A 16890-nucleotide genomic window follows, 5' to 3' on the forward strand; every position below is an offset into this window, starting at 1 on the left:
CGGCGTCGATTCCGATTGGAGACCACATGATCCAGTTGAAGTCCGTCTCCCTTCGTCGCGGCACGCAGTTGTTGCTCGAGGACGCCGATCTCACCCTGTTGCCGGGCCAGCGCATGGGCCTGGTGGGGCGCAACGGTACCGGCAAGTCCAGCCTGCTGGCGATGTTCGAGGGCCGGCTCGCCCCGGATTCCGGTGACATCGAGTGGGCCGGTGGTCAGCGCATGGCCACGGTCGAGCAGGAAACCCCGGCACTGGAAACCTCCGCGGTCGACTACGTCCTCGACGGGGATGCCGACTATGCGCGGCTGAATGCCGCCATCCAGGAGGCAGAGTCGGAGAATGACGGCATGCGGCTGGCCGAGCTCTACCCGGAGTTCGACGCCGTGGGCGGGTTCACCGCCCGGGCGCGGGCCGCGCGACTGCTCGACGGGCTGGGTTTCGCGCCCGAGGCCATCGACAACCCGGTCTCGAGCTTCTCCGGCGGCTGGCGGATGCGCCTGAACCTCGCCCGCGCCCTGATCGCGCCCTCCGACATCCTGCTGCTCGACGAGCCGACCAACCACCTCGATCTCGACGCGGTGTTCTGGCTGGCCGACTGGCTGGTCAACTACCCGGGCACCCTGATCGTGGTCTCGCACGACCGCGACTTTCTGGACCACGTCTGCACGCACATCGCGCACATCGAGAACCAGAAGCTCAACCTCTACACCGGGCACTACAGCGACTTCGAGGCGATGCGCGCGGAGCGCCTGGCGCAGAACGCCGCGCTGGCCGACAAGATCGCCAAGGAGCGCGAGCGGTTGCAGGGCTTCATCGACCGATTCCGCGCCAAGGCCACCAAGGCGCGCGCTGCGCAGAGCCGGGTCAAGGCGCTCGAACGGCTGCCGACCATCGCCGCGAGCCACGCCGACCGGGACGATTTTTCCTTCTACTTCCCGACACCGAAGCGCGCCCCCGACCCGATGGTCACGCTCGAGGACGTCGCCATCGGCTACGACGACAAGCCGCTGCTCGCGGACGTTTCCCTGCAGATCCGCGCCGGCGACCGTATCGGCGTGCTGGGCGCGAACGGTGCGGGCAAGACCACGCTGATCCGCGTGATCGCCGAGGGCGGCGAGACCTGGCTCGATGGCGAGCGCTTCGTCGCCCCTGGCGTGCAGGTGGGCTACTACACCCAGCACCAGCTCGACCAGCTCGACCCGCGGGACACGCCGCTGATCGCCCTGGAACGGGTCGCCGGCAAGAGCGGCACCACCCAGAAGCTGCGTGACTTCCTCGGTCGCTTCGGCTTCGTCGGCGATCGCATCTTCGAGCCGATCGCGCCGTTCTCGGGGGGCGAGAAGGCGCGTCTCGCGCTGGCCCTGCTGGTGTGGAAGGCGCCCAACCTGCTGATCCTCGACGAACCCACCAACCACCTGGATCTCGCCATGCGCGAGGCGCTGGCCGAGGCCCTGCAGGCCTTCGACGGCGCCCTGCTGGTCATCTCCCACGACAAGACCCTGATCGAGCTGGTCTGCGACCGCTTCTGGTGGGTCCGTGATGGCGCGGCGGTGCCCTTCGACGGGGACCTGGACGACTATCGCCGGGCGGTGACCGAGCGACGGCGCGCGCACAACCGCGAGCAGGCCGGGCAGAAGCCGGCCAAGCCGGCGAAGGCCGCGAACAGGAAGACCTGGGGCAAGCCCAGGGACAAGGCCGGCAAGCAGCGCGAGCGCGAACTGGCGAAGCTCGAGGCCGACCTGGAGGAGACGGCGCGGCGGCTGAAGGCGGTCGACGAGGCGCTCGCCGACCCGGTGCTCTACGACGGCCAGCACGACGAGGACGTCGCGCGCCTGCAGCAGGAACGTGCGGAGGTCGGCCAGCGGCTCGAGGCGCTGGAGTCCGACTGGCTGGAGCGCCAGGAGGAGGCCGGCTGACGGCGCCCGGACTGCGGCGGGATCAGCCGTGTCGCGTTTCCGGTTGCCGTGCCGCGGCGTCTATACTGCGTTCCATGTGCCCGGCGGGTGTGGGGTGATGGCGTGGCGGAGGCGAAGGAGCCTCCCCGGGGGAACGGATATGGATGTCGACACGGAGATCAGGGAGCTGCCCCGCATGGCATGCGGACGGGCCCGGGGCGGACGTCCAACGCAGCAGGACGACCTGATCTGCTTCCACGATCGTCGCGAGAACACCCGGCTGATGGTGCTGGCCGACGGCATGGGCGGCGACGGTGCCGGCGAACTGGCCTCGGGCGGGGTGATCCACGCGGCACGGGAGCTGTGGGACGAGCGGGTCTGGCAGGAACAGCCGGGCGCGCTCTTCCTCGAGACCCTCTGCCAGGAGGCGCACACCGAGATCCGTCGCCGCAACGCCTGGGTGGATGGCGAGCCCCATTCCACCGTCGTCGCCCTGCTCATGCGGGGCGAGCATGCCTACTGGGCCCACGTCGGCGACAGCCGCCTGTACCACTTCCAGGGCAGGCGCTGCCTGTCCTGCACCGAGGACCACAGCCTGGCCCGTCTCAAGGTCGAGCGCGGCGAGCTGTCGATGGATGACCTGGCCACGGACTCCGACCAGCACGTGCTGCTGCGGGGGCTGGGCGGCGCGGAACCCCCGGAGGTGGATCACGGCTACGCCGCTCTCCGCCCGGGACAGGGTTTCGTGCTGTGCAGCGACGGCATCTGGGAGACCCTGTCGACGCGGGAACTGGCCGGCCTGCTGCGGGCCGAGGACCTCTTCGATGGCGTGCGCTCGGGGCTTGCCCGGGCGACGGCGCGTGGCGGGGAGACCGGCGACAACGTCGCGCTGATCCTCGCGACCACCCCGCCGGCCTCGCTCTGGGAGCGATGTCTCGGCCAGGTCCGGTTTCCCGGGCCCGCGAACCGATGAACACGACCGAATGGCGGCAGGCCGTTGTCTGTCGCCGGGACCAATCGAGGGATACGTAAGCATGTGGTCACCGAGAAGGGGCTCGGCCCCGCCGAGGCGACATTGGCGAAAGAGCGCGGCACTGCTCGGCGCGGGACTGCTCGCGACGGGGCTGTCCGGCTGCGCCCAGTTCAGCGAGTTCGAGGCGCAGATCAAGCGCGACCTGGGCGAATCCGGCGGGCTGCTCGCCCGTTTCGTCGGCAGCGAGCCGGAGCCGGATCCCGAGCCGGCCGAGGTCGAGGACGTGCGTTCGCTGAACGCGATCCTGGCCGACCTGCAGAAGGGCGATTACCAGGGCAGCGAAAGGGCGCTGAGCCGCTATCTCGACCGGCATCCGGACGACATGGCGGCACGCGCGGTCCTGCGCCAGCTGACCGAGGATCCGGAGGCCATGCTGGGGCGCGAGTCGTACCGCTACGTGGTCCAGCCCGGCGATTCCTACAGTGCGCTGGCCGCCCGCAGTCTCGGGGATCCGGGCCTGTTCCTGATCCTGGCACGGTACAACGATTCCCGGAACCCCTCGGACCTGCGGGTGGGCGAAGTGCTGCGTCTGCCCGGGGAGCCCCGCTCCGAGGAGCCGGCGGAGGGCGACGGTGACCAGCCGACCCCCGAGGGCGAGCCGGCCATGGCCGAGCCGCCGGCGGCCCCGGTGCCCACCCGGCGGACCGTCGCCGCCCTCTCCCTGCCGGAAGACCGCCTGCCTTCGGTGAACGAACCGCCGCGCGAGGACGTCGCGGTTGCCGAGACGGCCGACGACAGCGATGCCGGGCCGGACCAGGCCGAGCGCCTGCAGCAGGAAGGGCTGGCGCTGTTCGACGACGGGCGGCAGGAGGAGGCGCTGGCCCGGTTCGATGCCGCCCTGGCGATCGAACCGGGCCTGGAACCGGCCGGGAGTCGGGCCGAGGAGCTGCGCGAGCGGCTGGTCAATCGCCACCACGAGCAGGCGATCCTGCGTTACCGCAACCAGGACCTCGACGAGGCGATCGATCTCTGGGACCGTGTCCTGTCGATCGACCCCGACTTCGAGCCGGCGCGCACCTACCGCGCACGGGCCAGGGAACTGCAGCGCCGCCTCGACAGCCTCTGATCCCGTCCCGGCATCGTGCCGGGGTCAGCGCGTCGGTTCCGTTTCCGGTTCCCCCGTGCCTGCCGGCCGGACCACCTGTGTCGGCATCGGTGCGGCCCCGGAGGCGCCCTCCGCCGGCCGGCCCGGTACGTCCGCGGATCGCGGCGGTGGCTGCCGGGATTCCAGCGTTTCGTTCATCAGGTTGAAGGCCCCGAATAGCGCGCCGAATTCGTCGCGTCGCTCGAGCCGGATGCGGTGCTCCGTGTCGCCGCGGGCCACGCGCAGCAGGGCGTGGCGCAGGACCTCCAGCGGCGTGAGCAGCCGCCGGAACAGCCAGTAGGCCGCACCGAGCACGACCACCAGCGTCACCAGCAAGGCGGCCAGCATCGATACCAGCGTGGTGCGGTTGGCCGCTTCCAGCCGATTGTCGCTCGCGCCCAGCCGCAGCGTTCCGACCGTGTGCGACTGGTAGCGGATCGGGACATCGAACAGCAGCACGCCCGCTTCCCTTGCCGCCCTGCCGTCATGGCTCAGGGCGTCCTCGTGGAGTTCCAGCCGGCGATCGTCGGGCAGTTCGCCCAGCGTGGACCCGATCTCCCCGGGCGTGTCGCTGGCAATCACCTGGCCGTCGCGATCGGCGATGGCCAGGTGGCGTATCTGGTCGTTCTGCCGCATGTCCCGGACCAGGGCCCGCACGGCCACCCGGTCGTCGAGCAGCAGGTCCTCGGCCGCTTCGCTGGCGATGGTGCGCCCCAGCGACCCGCCGTAGTCGACGGCCAGCCCCGTGATGGCCTCGTTCTGCTTGACGTAGACCGCCGCCAGGCCGGCGAGAAGGGTGACCGCGAGTACGCCACCGAGGATCCCGGCCCAGCGGATGCGCATCGGCATGATCCGCGTGGCGACCGGGTCGTCGCGCAGGCGCTCGAGCTCCCGCTGGGCATGGCGCAGGTCGTCGATCACCTCGTGTCCGCGCTGGTAGCGGGCCGCCGGGTTCGTCCGCAGCAGCCCGCGGGTGATCTCGACCAGTACGTCGGGAGTGGACGGATCGCGCGGGGTGAGCGGGGGCAGCGGCGTTTCGAGGCGCTGCCGGAGCAGCCGGTCGACGTCGGTTTCCTCCCAGGGCAGGCGCCCGGCCAGCAGCCAGTACAGCATCACGCCCAGCGAGTACAGGTCGCTGCGACCGTCGGTCTTCTGGCCGCGCAACTGCTCGGGGGACATGTAGCTGGGCGTGCCGGCGACCAGGCCGTCGTCGATCTCCAGCGGCGCCTCGTGCAATCGGGCCACGCCGAAGTCGTTGACCTTCGCGTGGCTCCAGCCTTCGACCAGGATGATGTTCTCGGGCTTGATGTCCTGGTGGATCACGCCGTGGCGATGGGCGAAATCCAGGGCGGCGGCCACCTGTCCCACCAGCTCGATGACCACCCCGATCGGGGGGAAGCCCTCCAGCGCCACGCGGTTCGCCAGCGTGTCCCCGGCGAGACGCTCCATCGCGATGTACGGGCGGCCTTCCGCCTCGCCGACGTGGTAGATGGTGACGATGTTCGGGTGGGTGAGGGTGCCGGCCGCGCGCGCCTCGGTGAGGAAGCGGCGCCGATAGGACTCGTCCCGGGCGAACTCGTCCTTGAGGCACTTGATGGCCAGGTGCCGGTCGATGCTGGGATCGTAGCCGGCATAGATGATCGACATCGCCCCCTCGCCGAGCACCCCCTCGATGCGGTAGCGTCCGATGTGCTCGGGTAGGGCCGTCTCCGCCATGGGCCGACTACGGGGTGTAGGTCAGGTACAGCGTCAGCGCCATGGCGGCGACCAGCAGGCCGCCCACCAGCCAGTGACGTGGTCCGACGCGGCCGGCGCCCGCCTCGCGAGTGAGGAAGACGAATTCCGCCTGGCCCAGCCGGATGCGGTCACCGTGCTTGAGGGTGGCCTCGTGGACACGTTTGTCGTTCACGAAGGTGCCGTTGGTCGACAGCATGTTCATGATGACATGGTGACCCTGCTGGTTGAGTATCCATGCATGCGACGAGGACACCGAGGCATCGTCCAGGACGATGTCGTTGTTGCCGCGGCGACCGATGGTCTGCCGGCCCGCGCGCAGGGTGAAGCGCCGCCCCTCGATGCCGGGGCTGCGGCCCTCGATGATCGGTTCGGCCACCGTGGCGCGACTGTCCTGGCGGGACTCGGCTTCCCCGGCCCGGGTCTGGAGGGTGTCGGCCTGGAACAGCATCGTTCCCTGTGGTCCTGCCGAACGGTTGGTCCTGCCTGTCTCGGCCTGTCGATTGCCTTCCATGCGTGCTTCCTTCTCCGGTCGATTGGATGAGGTCTCGGGAGCCCGGTCCGGCGGAGTCCCGTTCTCATGCTGTCATCTCCATGCAGAGCGAAGCCGGGGACGTGTCCGCGGCCGTTCTACTATAGCGTATATGAAGTGCGACGAACCGGCGTCCGGCAGCCGGGTCACATTGTCATGATCCGGTAGTCTGCCATGGGCACCCTGCCGGACCGAAGGCCTCGAACGAACCCGGCGGTCGTGCCGGGATGGCGAGCCGCCCGTCGTCCTGGCGCAGGGCGGCGGCATGCGCGTTCGACCGGGATGCCGGACTCATTCACGCCATCGGCCGAGCGCGCCGGTGGCCGCCACGCGGGAACCGAACCAACATGGATCTCTTGATCATTCGACACGCCGCCGCGCAGGAGCGCGAGGAATTCGCCCGGGAAGGGCTGCCCGACGAGCAGCGCCCGCTGACCCGGCGAGGTATCGAGCGGATGAAGATGGCCGCCCGCGGGCTGACCACGCTGGCCCTGCCCGTCGAGCGGCTGATCTCCAGCCCCGCGGTGCGCGCGGTCCAGACCGCCGAGATCGTCGCCCCGGCCCTCGAGGTCCGCGAGAGCGAGCGGGAAGGGGTGTTCGCCCCCGATGCCCCCGTGGAGCGGGCCGTCGACTGGTTGCGAAAGCAGCCGCGGGTGGACGGCATGGCGGTCGTCGGTCACGAGCCGAATCTCGGCCAGATCTGCGAATGCCTCATTGCCGGACGGGCCAGCGGCAACATGCCGCTGAAGAAGGGCGGGATGATGCTGATCCGGTTCGACAACGCCGTCGGCTACGGCAACGGCAAGCTCGTCTGGGCCCTGCCGCCGGCCGTGCTGCGGGCATTGGCGGATTGAAAAAAGCTTGAAGCCGACAGCCTGAAGCTGAAAGCTATTCGATGCCCCACTTCTGCAGTCGGTAGCGCAGCTGACGCAGGGTCATGCCGAGCTGGCGGGCCGCCTCGCTGCGGTTCCAGCGCGTCTGCTGCAGTGCCATGACCACCTCGCGCTGTTCGTCGTTCTCCGGGATGAAGCCCGGGCAGGCGGCCAGGTTGGCTGCCGGGGTTCCCTGGTCGCCCCCGGCCAGCATCGGGTCGGGGGACACGGCGTCCACCGTGATGCGGTCGCCGTCGGTCAGGGCCATGGCGCGCTCGAGCAGGTTCTCGAGCTCGCGCACGTTCCCCGGGAACGACTGCCCGGCCAGCCAGTGGATGACTTCCGGGTCGATCTCGGGCACCGCGCGGCCGTCCCGTGCGGCCAGCCGGGCGACGATGGCCTCGGCAAGCTCGGGCAGGTCGTCGAGGCGCTCGCGCAGGGGCGGGACCCGTAGGCCGATCACGTTGAGGCGGAAGAAGAGGTCCTGGCGGAATCGGCCCTCGGCGACGGCCTGGTGCAGGTCCTGGTGCGACGCGGAGACGATGCGCACGTCCACGGGCACTTCCTGGGCCGCCCCCACCGGGCGGACCCGCCGCTCCTGCAGCACCCGCAGCAGGGTGACCTGCAGGTTGAGCGGCAGCTCGGCGATCTCGTCGAGGAAGAGCGTGCCGCCCTCGGCGGAGCGGAACAGCCCCGGCTTGTCCCGGTTGGCGCCGGTGAAGGCACCCTTCTGGTGGCCGAACAGCTCCGACTCGATCAGCTCGTCGGGAATTGCGCCGCAGTTGACCGGGACGAACGGCCCCTTTGCGCGGCTGCTGTGGTGGTGTATCTCGCGGGCGACCAGTTCCTTGCCGGTGCCGGATTCGCCCTGGACGAAGATCGGCGCCTGGGAACGGGCCAGCTTCCCGATCATCTCGCGCATTTGCCGCATGGCCTTCGAGCGCCCGATTAGCGGCGAGTCGCCGGTCTCGGGCGGGGCCGTGGGCGCCGTCCGGTTCGTCGTGGACGCCTCGGAGGCCGGTTGCAGGTTGCGGGCGTCGCGCAGCAGACGGCGCAGCGTGTCCTGCTCGATGGGCTTGTTGATGAAGTCGAAGGCGCCGGCCTTCAGTGCCCGCACGGCGGCCTCGACCTGGCCGTGCGCGGTGATCACGGCCACGGGGAGCTGCGGGCGGCTGTGGCGAATCTCGTCGACCAGGTCCAGACCGTTGCCGTCGGGCAGCCGCATGTCCGCCAGGCAGAGGTCGATCCCCTCGGGGTGTGCTTCGAGCTGCTCCCTCGCCTCGTCCAGGGTGGCCGCCTCCAGCGTGGGCACCCCCTCGCGCTTCATGAAGAGCGCGACCAGGGTGCGGATGTCCGGTTCGTCGTCGACGATCAGGCAGCTGCCCATCTTGGTCATTCCTTTCCTTGTGTCTGGGTGGTGTCCTCGGCCTCGCGCGCCCCGCCGTCGGCCGGCAGCGTCAGGACGAAGCAGTTCCCCGTCCGCTCCGGCACGCGGTCGGGGTCTTCCAGGGCCAGTTCGCCCCGGTTGGCCAGCGCCAGTTCCCGCGAGACGAACAGGCCCAGCCCGGTGCCCTGCGAGTGCGTGGTGAAGAACGGCTCGAACAGGGCGTCGCGATGGGCCGCCTCGATGCGCGGACCGTTGTCGCAGACCCGCAGCTGCCAGGCGTCACCGCTCGCCGGGGCCAGCGTGATCGCGATCGCCAGCCGGCCGTCCTCGGGGCGACCGTGGCGCTCGGCATTGTCACAGAGATTGTCCATGATCTGCCACAGGTGCGTGGTGTCGACCAGCACCCCGGCGGCCTCGTCGGGGAGCCTCGCCTCGATCTCCGGCGCCGGGTCGGCATTCTGCCACCGCTGCCGGCGGCTGGCGACGAACTGGGTCAGCCACTCGCCGAGGTCGACCGGCTGCGGGTGGACCGCCGGGGCCCGGGCGGCGCCCAGCACGTCCTCGACCAGCCGGTTGATGCGGTCACTGTGGCGCGTGATGATCGCCGTGAGCTGTTCACGCTCCTCCGGGGTGTCCGAGTCGGGCAGCAGTTCGGCGGCCTGGCGGATCGACGAGAGCGGATTGCGCACCTCGTGGGCGATCGAGGCGATCAGCCGCCCGAGTGCGGCGAGCTTGTCGCGGCGGACGCGCTCGTCCTCCGCGGTTAGATCCAGCAGCAGGACCAGGGCCCGGGGGCCCAGCGCGGTCTCGATGCGGTGGAAGTTCGCCCGGATGCGGCGCGGGTGGTCGAGGTCCGCCAGCTGCGGCCCGGTGCCGTTGTGCCAGGACTGCAGCGCCTCGAGGACCGTCGGGCAGATCTCGCCCAGGTCGTTGGGGTTCACCTCCTCGTCCGTCCCGTCCCCTTCCGGTCTGCGCAGCAGCCGGCGGGCGGCGTCGTTGATGTACTCGATCCCCCCGTCGGGATCGGAGACCACGATGCCGTTGTCCGTCTGGTCGATCACGCGCAGCGCCAGCTCGGAGAGATAGCGGACCTCCTGCTCCTGCGTCTGGGAGCGTTGCTCCCAGGCGGCCGCCCGGCGCTCGAAGGCGATCACCAGCACGGTGATCAGCAGCAGGGCCGCGCCGAGAAACCCCGAATTGGTGATGTGGTCGGCGTCCGCCTGGAACCAGGAGGCATAGACCGCCTCGCCCAGTACCAGTATCCCCCCGGCGGCGGCGTAGCCGATGGCAGCCCGTCCGCCGTGCAGCACGGCGGCGATCCCCACCGCGATCACCAGCGCCAGCGCGATCGGCCCCTGCGGGCCGCCCGAGGCATAGGCGATCAGGATCAGGCAGGCGAGATCGCCGACCGTGTGCAGGTGGGCCTGGGGTCGGAACGGCAGCACGCGCAGTTCCAGCAGCCACTCGAAGGCCATGGCCAGGAACAGGTAGGCCCAGGCCGTGACCATGAACAGGGAGGGGGCCGTCTGGCCGAACATGGCCGGACCCTGGTCGGTGATGGCGGCCGCGGTGAGCGCCAGCGCGAGCAGCAGTCGGTAGGCGTTTGCCAGCCGCAGTCCGCGCCAGTTCTCCGCCCCGGCCGGGCTGATCAGTGGTGTTCGCGGTGCCATTGGTCGGCATGCTCCCAGCTGCAGAAATCCTGCCCGTCGCGCCGTACGGCCTTGTCTTCGGGGACGAAGACGCCGCACTGGGCGCAGCGCACGGAGTCCAGCGCACGGGTTTCCTCGCGCGCCTTCTGCTCCGCACGGATACGGTTGGCGTTGCGGATGGCGAAGAGCAGCCCGATGATCAGGGCGACGACGAGCCAGAAGAGCAGCTTGAGCATGGGGTTTCGGCGGGCCTGGGTCCGGGGGTGACGTTCGGCAGAGTATCGCATTGGCCGGGCCCCGGGCCCAACCTCCGGCGGGGCCGGCCCGCCCGGGCGGGCTTCGGGGCGTCGGCTCAGCCCCGGCCCAGGTCGGTGATCAGCGACTGCTGGGCGTTGAAGGGTTTCTGCCGGCCGGCGGGCGCGATGCGGCGGTACTCGCCCTCGGCGGTGAGCTCCCATGCCCCGGTGTTGTCCCGCATGTAGCGCTCGAAGGCCTCGTCGATCACCCGTGCCCGGATCTCCGGGGTGTCGACGGGGAAGGCCGTCTCCACGCGGGCGAAGAAGTTGCGCGGCATCCAGTCGGCGGAGGAGAGGAACAGCTCCTCGTCGCCGTCGTTGTGGAAGTAGAACACGCGCGGGTGCTCGAGGAAGCGCCCCATCACCGAGCGGACGTGGATGTTCTCCGAGACCCCGGGGATGCCCGGCTGGAGACAGCAGACGCCGCGGATGACCAGCTCGACCCGCACCCCCGCCTGGGAGGCCTCGTAAAGCGCCTCGATCACGCGGCGCTCGATCAGCGCGTTCATCTTCGCGCGGATCAGGCCCTTGCGCCCGGCACGGGCATGGGCGGTCTCGCGGCGAATGCGCTCGAGCATGCCGTCGTGCAGGGTGAACGGCGACTGCAGCAGCCGCTTGAGCCGGATGCCGCGCCCCAGTCCGGTCAGCTGCATGAACAGCTTGTTGACGTCCTCGCCGATGAAGCGGTCGTCGGTCATCAGGCCGAAGTCGGTGTACAACCGCGCGGTGCCCGGATGGTAGTTGCCGGTGCCCAGGTGGACGAAGCGCTTGAGCCGGTTGCCGTCGCGGCGGACCACCAGCGTCATCTTGGCGTGGGTCTTGTAGCCGACGATGCCGTAGGCGACGTAGGCCCCCGCCTTCTGCAGGCGCGTGGTGATGTTGATGTTCGCCTCCTCGTCGAAGCGCGCCCGCAGCTCGACCACCGCGGTGACCTCCTTGCCGGCGCGCGCCGCCGCCTCGAGGGCATCGACGATGGCCGAGTCCTTGCCGGTGCGGTAGAGCGTCATCTTGATGGCCACCACCATGGGGTCCTCGGCCGCCTGGCGGACGAACTCCACCACCGGCATGAAGGACTGGTACGGGTGGTGCAGCAGCACGCTTCCCTGCTGGGCGATGGTCTCGAGGATGTCCCGGTCCGGGTCGAACTCGGGGTCCAGCCGCGGGGTGAACGGGGGATCCTTGAGCTCGGGACGGTCGATCAGGTTGGGCAGCGCCATCAGTCGGTGCAGGTTCACCGGCCCGTGTACCTGGAACACCTGCCGCTCGTCGAGGCCGAAACGCTCGCAGAGGAAGTCGATCATGTCCGGCGGGCAGTTGTCGGCGACCTCCAGGCGCAGCGCATCGCCGTAGTTGCGCTCGAACAGGCCGCCCTGCAGGGTCTGCAGCAGGTCCTCGTCGTCGTCCACGTCCACCGACAGGTCGCTGTTGCGCGTGACGCGGAACTGGTAGCAGCCGGTCACGGTCATCCCCGGGAACAGTTCGTGGACGTGGGCGTGGATGATCGAGCTGAGGAAGACGAAGCTCGACGGGCCCTCCGCCGCGTCCGCGTCCATCTGGATGATGCGCGGCAGGGCGCGGGGCGCCTGCACGATCGCCAGCCAGGCCTCGCGACCGAAGTCGTCGTTGCCCTCCAGCGAGACGATGAAGTTCAGCGACTTGTTGAGGATGCGCGGGAAGGGGTGCGACGGGTCGAGGCCCAGCGGGGTCAGCAGCGGCAGCAGTTCGCGGCGGAAGTACTGCTTGACCCACAGCGCCTGGGCCTCGGTCCAGTGGGTGCGGCGCAGGAAATGGATGTTCTCCTCGGCCAGCGCCGGGATGATCTCGCGGTTGAGGGCCTCGTACTGGTCGTGCACCAGCGCATGGGCCTGCTCGAGCACCTGGTCGAGCTGCTGCTGCGGGGACATCCCGGCGTCATCCGGCCGGCTGATGCCGGCACGGACCTGCTGGGTGAGCGTGCCGACCCGCACCTCGAAGAACTCGTCGAGGTTCGACGAGGAGATGCAGAGGAATTTCAGTCGCTCGAGGAGCGGGACCTTCCGGTCCTGGGCCAGTTCGAGCACCCGGCGGTTGAATCCGAGCAGGCTCAGTTCGCGGTTGATGAACGGCAGTGGCGTATCGGTGGTGTTCGTCATTATTCTGCAACGTGAAGTCGGTTAGAGTAGGTGCATTTGACCGGCCCGGTCCCGTGCCCGGCGGATGATGCCAGTCTGCCCGCCGGGCATGACGGGGCAATGAAACCGCCTCGCCCCACGAGTAAACCCTAGCAGCCGGGGCGAGACAAGCCGGAAACGCCCGCCACGGGCCCACAGGAGAGTTCAGGGAAATGACACAGCAAGACACCCCCACGCTGACGCCGCATACGCTGACCCGGTACGACGACGATCTCGAGGCACTGCGGTCGCTGCTCATGAACATGGGCGGCGTGGCCGAACAGCATTTCGACGACGCGCTGGCCTACCTGCTCGATGGCGACGCCCAACGCGGCCGGGTCGCGATGGAACAGGACTACGAGATCGACCGCCTGGAGACGTCCATCGACGAACTGGCGATCCACATCATCGCCCGCTACGCGCCCGCCGCCCGGGACCTGCGCACCATCATGGCCATCGTCAAGGCGATCACCGACCTCGAGCGCATCGGCGACAAGTCCGAAAAGCTCGCGCGCATCGCCGAGGAGGTCGGCCCGACGCTCCAGTCCACCGCCTTCGCCACCCACTTCCGGGTGATGGGGCGGATCGTCAAGGGCATGCTGCACGACGCGCTGGACGCGTTCGTGCGCCAGGACCATGTCGCCGCCGAGGAAATCATCCGCCGCGACACGCACGTCAACCACGAGTACAACATGGTCCACGACGTCCTGCTCGGCTTCATGGCCGAGAACCCGGAGAAGGGCGATCTCAGCCTGCGGATGCTCTACTGCATGCGCGCGATCGAGCGCATCGGCGATCATTGCGCCAACATCGCCGAATACGTCATCTTTCAGCACAAGGGGGTCGAGACCCACCGCGAGGAACGCGACGAGGCCAAGGAGCGCACCCAGATCTGACCGAACGCGGTCTCGCGAGCACAAAGCCGGCATTTGCCGGCTTTCTTCGTTTCGGTCGTCAGTCGAACCGGCCCGGCCGGTGGGAGTCGTCGTGCTCCACGTCGTTCTCCGGATAGGGCATCTTCAGGTGGCCGTAGCGCAGGGCCAGCACGGTGAACGCCAGGATCAGCATCGTTGCGCCCACCGCCAGCATCTTCCAGGCATCCAGGTCCTTGACCTCCAGCACCAGGTAGCGCGCCAGCGCGATGATGCCGATGTAGATGGGAAAGCGGATCGGCAGGCGGCCGGTGTGCAGATAGGCCCCGATCATGGCCAGCACCTCCAGGTACAGGAACAGCAGCAGGAGGTCGGCGAGGTCGACGTGACGGTCGGCGATCATCTCCCAGACGGCCTGGGAGCCGGCGACGAAGGTGGCCGCCAGGACGACCATCAGGCCGAACAGTTCCAGTCCCTTGACCACGCTGTGTATCGGATGGGTGATGCGGAATCGCTGCATGCTAGCCTCCCTCTGCTGTCCGACGGGTGGACATGGATGTTCCCTGCCCCCTCACACTTATAACCGACGAGTCGAGACACTGCTCATGCCGAACAAGCGACTGACCCTGCCTCGCCCGCGGATCGGCCTCGGGCTTGCCGCCCTAGGGCGACCGGGCTACATCAACCTCGGTCACGGCCAGGACATGCCGGGCAGCCGGGATGTCGACGCCATGCGCGCGCACTGCCACCGGATGCTCGACGTGGCGTGGCGGCACGGTCTGCGCTATGTCGACGCCGCCCGCTCCTACGGGCAGGCCGAGGCCTTTCTCGGCGACTGGCTGGCGCGGCGCCCGACGGGCGAGCGGCCCGTGGTCGGCTCGAAGTGGGGCTACACCTACACCGCCGGCTGGCAGGTCGAGGCAGATGTCCACGAGGTCAAGGAGCACAGCCGCGAGGTGCTCGACCGCCAGTGGGGCGAGACGCTCGCGGCGCTTGGCGGTCCGCCCGATCTCTACCAGATCCACTCCGCCACCCTCGACTCCGGCGTGCTGGAGAATGCCGCCGTGCTCGAACGCCTCGGCGAGTTGCGTGACCGGGGCGTCGCTGTCGGCCTGACCACCAGCGGCCCCGCCCAGGCCGAGACGCTTGCCCGGGCCATGGATGTCGAGATCGACGGTCGCCCCCTGTTCGATGCCGTGCAGGCGACCGCCAACCTGCTCGAGCCTTCGGTGCTGGGTCAGCTGGAACGCGCCAGCGGGTCCGGCATGGCCGTGATCGTCAAGGAAGCCGTCGCCAACGGCCGGCTCACCGCTCGCAACGAGCGGCCCGAGGATGCCGCGGCCATGCAGGCATTGGATGTCGTGGCCGCCCGGCACGGAGTCGGGCGGGATGCGATCGCGATCGCCTGGTTGCTGGACCATCCTTTCGTCGACATGGTGCTTTCCGGTGCGGGCAACGAGGGGCAACTGGTCGCCAACCTCCAGGCGGCGGAAGTCTCCCTTTCGCCGGCGGACCGCCCGGAGCTGGCCGGGTTGGCCGAGCCGGCCGGGGTCTATTGGCAGACGCGAGGCGGACTCGACTGGAACTGATACGCTCAACAGGTTGGTTGAATGTTCATTAGCGCATGTGCTCCCGAATCAAAAACCTGAATGGTCAGGGGGTTGTTTTCCCGCGGTAACGGCGAGATGGTTAGCGCGCTAACAAATAACCCAAGATGCTCACGGGTATTGCCCAAAGGCAAGGAGTGGACACAGATGCTGACCGAATGGATGAGAGAAACGCGCCACGTCGCCGGCGGTGCCGTGCTGGCGCTGGCGACCGTCGGCCTGACGAGCGGCCCGGCCCTGGCCGAGGACGACAATCCGGAAGACAAGGCCCCGGACTCGATCCTCTACGACATGCCGCAGAAGGTCACCGATGACGTCTGGTCGGCGATCGGCGCGACGCAGCCGTATACCTACGAGAACTCGCTGCACAACAACAATCTCTCGTTCGTCATCGGCGAGGATGCGGTGCTGGTGATGAACGCCGGCGCCTCCTACCAGCTCGCCGAGGCCCTGCACGAGGAGATCAAGAAGCAGACCGACGTGCCGGTGAAGTACGTGGTCAACGAGAACGGCCAGCTGCACTCGGCCATGGCCACCGGCTACTGGATCGACCAGGGTGCCGAGGTGATCGCGCACGTTGACGCCGCCGAGTACTACGACGACCATGCCGCCGAGTATCTCGACCAGCTCAAGGACATCGCCGAGGAGAAGGCCGAGGGCACCGACGAGGCGGTCCCGGTCAGCCGCACCTTCGACGACCGCATCGAGCTCGACCTGGGCGGCCTGACCGCGGAAGTGGTCTACTTCGGCGAGGCGCACTCTCCGGGTGACATCTCGGTGGTCATCCCCGAGCGCGACGTCGTGATCGCCGGCGACATGGCCTTCAATGTCCGCATGCTGCCGATCTTCGAGTACACCGATACCGCCGCCTGGCTGGAGACCTGGCCGAAATTCGCCGAGGTCGCCGAGGGCAAGACCATCATCCCGGGGCACGGCGGGCCCACCGACCTCGAGACGGTCGAGCACTACACCGCGGACTACCTCGAGTTCCTCCGAACCGAGATCGGCAAGATCATCGACGAGGGCGGCACACTGCAGGATGCCTACGAACTCGACCAGAGCCAGTTCTCCGACTGGCACACCTACGACGAGCTGGCCGCGCGCAATGCCGGGCGCGTCTTCGAGAAGATGGAATTCGAGTTCTGATCGACCCGACAACCGGTCGCAACGACAGCCGCCCCGGGCCTCCCGCGGGCGGTTTTCTTTTGCGTGACGGCTTGGAAGCGGCCCGCCGATGAGCTTTACTTCGAGGACGCTCGCGACCGTGCACTAGGAGGCAATGCTCATGCGCCGATTGATGCTGGGCCTGACGTTCATGCTGCTGGCCGGGCCGACGGTGGCGGGCGACGTGCCGCGACCGGACGACTCGCACGCGTTGCAGGGCATCGAGGAAGGGCGCATCCTCTGGGACGTCACCGCCGCCGACCCGGATACGCTGCTCGCCCGGCTCGCGGTGATCGAGCAGACCTATCGCGACCTGGAGCGTCAGGGAGTGACGCCGCGGATGGTGTTCGGCTTTCGGGGTGGCGCGGTGCGTCTGCTCACGCGTGCTGCACCCGAGCGCGATATCGATAACGCCCAGACGATCCTGGAGGTCCAGACGAAGCTGGCCGAGCTGCATGCCTTGGACGGCATCGATCGCATGGAGGTCTGCTCGATTGCCAGCCGGCGCGCGGGCATCACCCAGGCCGATCTGGTCGAGCCGCTGGTCGAGGTGGGCAACACCTTCGTCACCGCCGCGGCCTACGCGCAGCGCGGCTACACGAAGATCAAGATCGA

Annotated in this window: 15 protein-coding genes; 8 read left to right on the forward strand and 7 right to left on the reverse strand. The window is 69.0% G+C overall.

All coding sequences use genetic code 11. The features are described from left to right. Positions 1-26: 26 nt before the first annotated feature. From ACLFMY_RS05270 to ACLFMY_RS05280, 3 genes are all read left to right on the forward strand, one after another. The gene (locus tag ACLFMY_RS05270; protein ID WP_410763521.1) at positions 27-1916 is read left to right on the forward strand and encodes an ABC-F family ATP-binding cassette domain-containing protein; all 1890 of its coding nucleotides are present in this window, start codon (positions 27-29) and stop codon (positions 1914-1916) included. 175 nt (positions 1917-2091) lie between these two features. Further along, complete coding sequence (locus ACLFMY_RS05275) at positions 2092-2868, forward strand: PP2C family protein-serine/threonine phosphatase (RefSeq protein WP_410763523.1); 777 nt, start codon at positions 2092-2094, stop codon at positions 2866-2868. Positions 2869-2929: 61 nt separating this feature from the next. Further along, positions 2930-3994, forward strand: coding sequence for a hypothetical protein (locus ACLFMY_RS05280; protein WP_410763524.1), 1065 nt, complete (start codon positions 2930-2932; stop codon positions 3992-3994). 24 nt (positions 3995-4018) lie between these two features. Here ACLFMY_RS05280 and ACLFMY_RS05285 read toward each other — a convergent pair whose 3' ends face one another. Further along, on the reverse strand, positions 4019-5728 hold the full coding sequence (locus ACLFMY_RS05285; RefSeq protein ID WP_410763525.1) for a protein kinase domain-containing protein: 1710 nt from the start codon (positions 5726-5728) through the stop codon (positions 4019-4021). A 7-nt stretch (positions 5729-5735) separates the two neighbouring features. After that, positions 5736-6260, reverse strand: a complete 525-nt coding sequence (locus tag ACLFMY_RS05290) for an FHA domain-containing protein (RefSeq protein ID WP_410763526.1) — start codon at positions 6258-6260, stop codon at positions 5736-5738. Between the two features lie 365 nt (positions 6261-6625). Between ACLFMY_RS05290 and ACLFMY_RS05295 the strand changes: the two genes are divergently transcribed. Beyond that, a complete protein-coding gene (locus ACLFMY_RS05295) occupies positions 6626-7132 on the forward strand; it encodes a SixA phosphatase family protein (RefSeq protein WP_410763527.1) in 507 nt (168 codons plus the stop codon). A 34-nt stretch (positions 7133-7166) separates the two neighbouring features. Here ACLFMY_RS05295 and ACLFMY_RS05300 read toward each other — a convergent pair whose 3' ends face one another. The 4 genes from ACLFMY_RS05300 to ppk1 all read right to left on the reverse strand — a co-directional run bounded on the left by ACLFMY_RS05300 (position 7167) and on the right by ppk1 (position 12614). Further along, positions 7167-8537 carry a sigma-54-dependent transcriptional regulator gene (locus ACLFMY_RS05300; protein ID WP_410763540.1) on the reverse strand — a complete coding sequence of 457 codons (1371 nt, stop codon included), beginning with the start codon at positions 8535-8537 and terminating at the stop codon, positions 7167-7169. A 5-nt stretch (positions 8538-8542) separates the two neighbouring features. Continuing rightward, positions 8543-10207: a sensor histidine kinase gene (locus ACLFMY_RS05305; protein WP_410763528.1), complete on the reverse strand. Its 1665-nt coding sequence runs from the start codon at positions 10205-10207 to the stop codon at positions 8543-8545. Then, complete coding sequence (locus tag ACLFMY_RS05310) at positions 10186-10422, reverse strand: PP0621 family protein (protein ID WP_410763530.1); 237 nt, start codon at positions 10420-10422, stop codon at positions 10186-10188. Before ACLFMY_RS05310 ends, ACLFMY_RS05305 begins: the two co-directional genes overlap by 22 nt. A gap of 116 nt (positions 10423-10538) precedes the next feature. After that, positions 10539-12614, reverse strand: coding sequence for a polyphosphate kinase 1 (gene ppk1 / locus ACLFMY_RS05315; RefSeq protein ID WP_410763532.1), 2076 nt, complete (start codon positions 12612-12614; stop codon positions 10539-10541). Positions 12615-12805: 191 nt separating this feature from the next. Between ppk1 and phoU the strand changes: the two genes are divergently transcribed. Continuing rightward, complete coding sequence (phoU, locus tag ACLFMY_RS05320; protein WP_410763534.1) at positions 12806-13528, forward strand: phosphate signaling complex protein PhoU; 723 nt, start codon at positions 12806-12808, stop codon at positions 13526-13528. A gap of 58 nt (positions 13529-13586) precedes the next feature. Here phoU and ACLFMY_RS05325 read toward each other — a convergent pair whose 3' ends face one another. Then, positions 13587-14024, reverse strand: a complete 438-nt coding sequence (locus ACLFMY_RS05325; RefSeq protein ID WP_410763535.1) for a phosphate-starvation-inducible protein PsiE — start codon at positions 14022-14024, stop codon at positions 13587-13589. An 85-nt stretch (positions 14025-14109) separates the two neighbouring features. Here ACLFMY_RS05325 and ACLFMY_RS05330 point away from each other — a divergent pair, with 85 nt between their 5' ends. The 3 genes from ACLFMY_RS05330 to ACLFMY_RS05340 form a co-directional block, all read left to right on the forward strand. Next, positions 14110-15093, forward strand: coding sequence for an aldo/keto reductase (locus tag ACLFMY_RS05330; RefSeq protein WP_410763536.1), 984 nt, complete (start codon positions 14110-14112; stop codon positions 15091-15093). Positions 15094-15258: 165 nt separating this feature from the next. After that, positions 15259-16257, forward strand: coding sequence for an MBL fold metallo-hydrolase (locus ACLFMY_RS05335; RefSeq protein ID WP_410763537.1), 999 nt, complete (start codon positions 15259-15261; stop codon positions 16255-16257). A 139-nt stretch (positions 16258-16396) separates the two neighbouring features. Further along, on the forward strand, positions 16397-16890 hold a 494-nt coding region (locus ACLFMY_RS05340), incomplete at its 3' end, for a hypothetical protein (RefSeq protein WP_410763538.1).

It is taken from the genome of Guyparkeria sp., assembly GCF_046545975.1.
GTDB lineage: Bacteria > Pseudomonadota > Gammaproteobacteria > Halothiobacillales > Halothiobacillaceae > Guyparkeria.